Genomic DNA, 3,386 nt, shown 5'->3' with positions numbered 1-3,386 from the left:
GCGCAAGGAAATGCAGGTCGAACTCAAGCGTGTGCAGAAAGAAGCCGGGATCACCTTCATTTTCGTCACCCATGATCAGGAAGAAGCGCTGACCCTGTCCGATCGCATCGCCGTGATGTCCGCCGGCAAGATCCTGCAGATCGGCACGCCCAACGAGATCTACGAACGGCCGCAGCATCAGTTCGTCGCGCAATTCATCGGCGACATCAACTTCCTCCCCGGCCACCTCAAACGCGGCCAGCAGAACGAAAAGCTTTTTGTGCCCAACGGCATGCCAGTGGAAATCCCCTGCCCGGCCCAGGGCTTCGACGGTAGCAAGGTGCAACTGGCGTTTCGCCCCGAACGTTCGCAACTGGTCGAGCCGACGCAGCCCCATCACCTGCGCGGCGTGATCGAAGCCGTGCTGTATGTCGGCACGGCCACGCTCTACCAATGCCGCCTGAACAACGACATCAAGGTCATGCTGCGCGAGAACAACGAAGGCCTGAACCACGGCCGGGTGGTGGGTGATCGCGTCGCGGTCAACCTGCCGCCCCATGCCTGCCTGTTGATGGAGGCCTGAGATGAGCGTCAGCAGCACTTCTCCAGCCCTCAACCGTGCGCTGCTGCTCAGCCCGGTGGTCCTGACCCTGCTGGCCCTGATCGCCATTCCGCTGGGCATCATGGGCTACATCAGCCTGTTGCCACGCAACGTCTATGGTGGCGTCGACTGGCAGGCCAACTGGCAATTGCAAAGTTACGTTCAGCTGTTTTTCCAGGAAGGTTTCGACGGTGAACTGGAACTGAACTGGGTCTACGCCCAGGCACTGATCCGCTCGGTGTTCCAGGCCGGTGGCACTACGGTCCTGTGTTTCCTGTTCGGCTTCCCGGTGGCACTGTGGATGTCGAGCCTGACGCCCCGTCGACGCAACCTGATGGTGTTGCTGATCACCATCCCGTTCTGGACCAACCTGCTGATCCGCAACTATGCGTGGCTGATCATCCTGCGCGAACACGGCTGGGTCGCCCAGAGCCTCAACGCGCTGTTGCCGCAAGCCGGGGGCATCACCCTGCTCTACAACGACTTCGCGGTCAGCGTCGGCCTGGTCTACAGCTTCCTGCCGTTCATGATCCTGCCGATCTACTCGACCCTGGAAAAACTCGACTGGCGCCTGGTGGAGGCAGCCTATGACCTGGGTGCCAACCGCTGGCATGCGTTGCGCCGGATCATCCTGCCGCTGTCGATGCCGGGGGTGATCGCCGGGGCCTTGCTGGTGTTCGTACCGAGCCTGGGTGCCTTCATTACCCCGGCAATCCTCGGTGGCGGCAAGACGCTGATGATCGGCAACCTGATCCAGCAACAATTCGGCACCGCGCGCAACTGGCCGCTGGGCAGTTCGCTGTCGTTCCTGTTGCTGGGGATCATGTTGCTGTCCCTGGTGCTCTACGCCCTCTATAGCCGCAATGCCGCCAAAACCCAACGCCCAGGAGCCCGAACATGATCGCCCTGCACCTGAAGAAACTGCCCCTGACCCGCGAAGTCAGCCTGTTGATGCTGGCCTATCTGTACCTGCCGATTTTCGTGCTGATCGCCTACAGCTTCAACGCCAACCGCTCGGCGACGGTGTGGACCGAGTTCTCGTTCGCCTGGTACGGACGGATCCTGGCCAACCCGTCGATCCAGACCGCGGCGCTGAACTCGATCATCGTCGCCAGCATCGCCACGGTCTGTGCCACAGCCATTGCATTGCTCGCGGCATTGGCAACTTATCGGCCGTTCTACGGGCAGAAAATGGTCGAGGGCGGAATCAACCTGCCACTGATCCTGCCGGAGATCGTCACCGCCGTCGCCACCCTGCTGCTGTTCATGGCGCTGGGGATCAAGCTCGGTTTGCTGACGGTGATCGTCGCCCACATCGGCTTCTGCATTCCCTTCGCTTACCTGCCAATCCGTGCGCGGCTCAACGACCTGGACAAGAGCCTGCTGGAAGCGGCGAACGACCTGTACGCCAACCCCTGGCAGGTGTTTCGTCGGGTGACCTTGCCGCTGCTGTGGCCGGCGGTGCTGTCCGGTTCGGTGCTGGCGTTCGTGGTCAGCCTCGACGATTTCATCATGACTTTCTTCGTCGCAGGTCCCGGTTCGACCACCTTGCCGGTGTACATCTTCTCGGCCATCAAGGCCGGCGTGACGCCGGAGATCAACGCGATCTCGACCCTGATGCTGGTGATATCCATCGTGCTGGTGGTGCTGGCCTTCTGGCTGGGACAGCGCGGCAAACAACAATAAGCCTGGAGCGTTAACAATGATCCTGAAAAGCATGCGTTACGGCGTCGCCGGTCTGGCCCTCAGTTGCTTCACCGTTTTCACCGCCCAGGCCGCCGAGCCCAAGGAACTGTTCTTCTACAACTGGACCGACTACTACCCGGTCGAGTTGCTGGCCAAGTTCGAAAAGGAGACCGGGATCAAGGTCACCATGGACGGCTACGACAGCAACGAAACCCTGCTGGCCAAGTTGCAGGCCGGTGGCGCGGCCTATGACGTGATCGTGCCGTCGCAATCGATCATGCGCACCTTGATCAACCAGGACCTGTTGCTGGAAATCAACGCCTCGGCCCTGCCCAACTTCCAGTACGTAAAACCGGCGTTCCGCGACCCGGGCTTCGACCCGGGGCGCAAGTTCTCGGCGCCGTACCTGTGGGGCACCACCGGGTTTTCCTATGACAGCGCCCGGGTGCCCGGCGGCAAGCTCGACGACTCGTGGAAAGAGTTCTTCGAACCGCGCAAGGAATTGCAAGGCCAGCTCGCGGCCCTCGACACCTCCAGCAGCGTGATCAACGCCGCCAGCCACTACCTGAATGTCGACGAATGCAGCGAGAACCCCCAGGACGCCAAGCGCATCCTCGAACTGCTGCAAAAACAGAAACCCTTCCTGAAGATGTACAGCTCGGACAACACCGTCGACCGCATGGCCTCCGGTGAAGTGATCATGATGCAGAACTGGAACGGTTCTACAGCGCGGGCCACCTTGCAGAAGAGCACCATCAAGTATGTGTATCCGAAGGAAGGCCTGGCGATGTTCCAGGACAACTTCGCGGTACCGAAAAGCGCGCCACACCCCGGCAACGCGAAAATCTTCATCGACTGGATGATGAAACCGGAAAACGCCGCCGCCGTGTCCAACGCCATCGCCTACGCCAATGGCATCCAGAGCGACAAGCTGATCGACGCCAAGTGGCGGGTCATGGACGCCATCAACATGCCCGACGAATTCGCCTCGCGCCTGCGCCCGGAAAAGGAATGCAGCAACAAGGCGCGGGAACTGCAGGACCGCATTTGGGCCAAGCTCAAGGGTTGATTGCCTGACTTGAAACCGAGTCGCGGCCATCGCGAGCAGGCTCGCTCCTAC

General features: G+C 61.0%; 4 protein-coding genes. All 4 read left to right on the top strand.

Annotation, left to right across the window (positions count from 1 at the left end; genetic code table 11):
* Positions 1-562, top strand: a 562-nt coding sequence (locus tag ACXRVY_RS20965) for an ABC transporter ATP-binding protein (RefSeq protein WP_458238145.1), incomplete at its 5' end; no start/stop codon positions are given.
* Between the two features lies 1 nt (position 563).
* On the top strand, positions 564-1,481 hold the full coding sequence (locus ACXRVY_RS20960; RefSeq protein WP_457266262.1) for an ABC transporter permease: 918 nt from the start codon (positions 564-566) through the stop codon (positions 1,479-1,481).
* Positions 1,478-2,266, top strand: a complete 789-nt coding sequence (locus ACXRVY_RS20955; RefSeq protein ID WP_007995935.1) for an ABC transporter permease — start codon at positions 1,478-1,480, stop codon at positions 2,264-2,266. The genes ACXRVY_RS20960 and ACXRVY_RS20955 overlap by 4 nt, the downstream gene beginning before the upstream one ends.
* A 16-nt stretch (positions 2,267-2,282) precedes the next feature.
* Positions 2,283-3,335, top strand: coding sequence for an extracellular solute-binding protein (locus ACXRVY_RS20950; RefSeq protein WP_457266263.1), 1,053 nt, complete (start codon positions 2,283-2,285; stop codon positions 3,333-3,335).
* Positions 3,336-3,386: the final 51 nt, after the last annotated feature.

The organism is Pseudomonas sp. P5_A2_2, assembly GCF_054177685.1.
The sequence above is the reverse complement of the archived record's forward strand: the minus strand, read 5'-3'. Positions and strand labels throughout refer to the sequence as shown.

Coding starts and splice junctions, on each gene's coding strand:
- ACXRVY_RS20960 (WP_457266262.1), top strand. CDS start 564: ATGAGCGTCAGCAGCACTTCTCCAGCCCTCAACCGTGCGCTGCTGCTC.
- ACXRVY_RS20955 (WP_007995935.1), top strand. CDS start 1,478: ATGATCGCCCTGCACCTGAAGAAACTGCCCCTGACCCGCGAAGTCAGC.
- ACXRVY_RS20950 (WP_457266263.1), top strand. CDS start 2,283: ATGATCCTGAAAAGCATGCGTTACGGCGTCGCCGGTCTGGCCCTCAGT.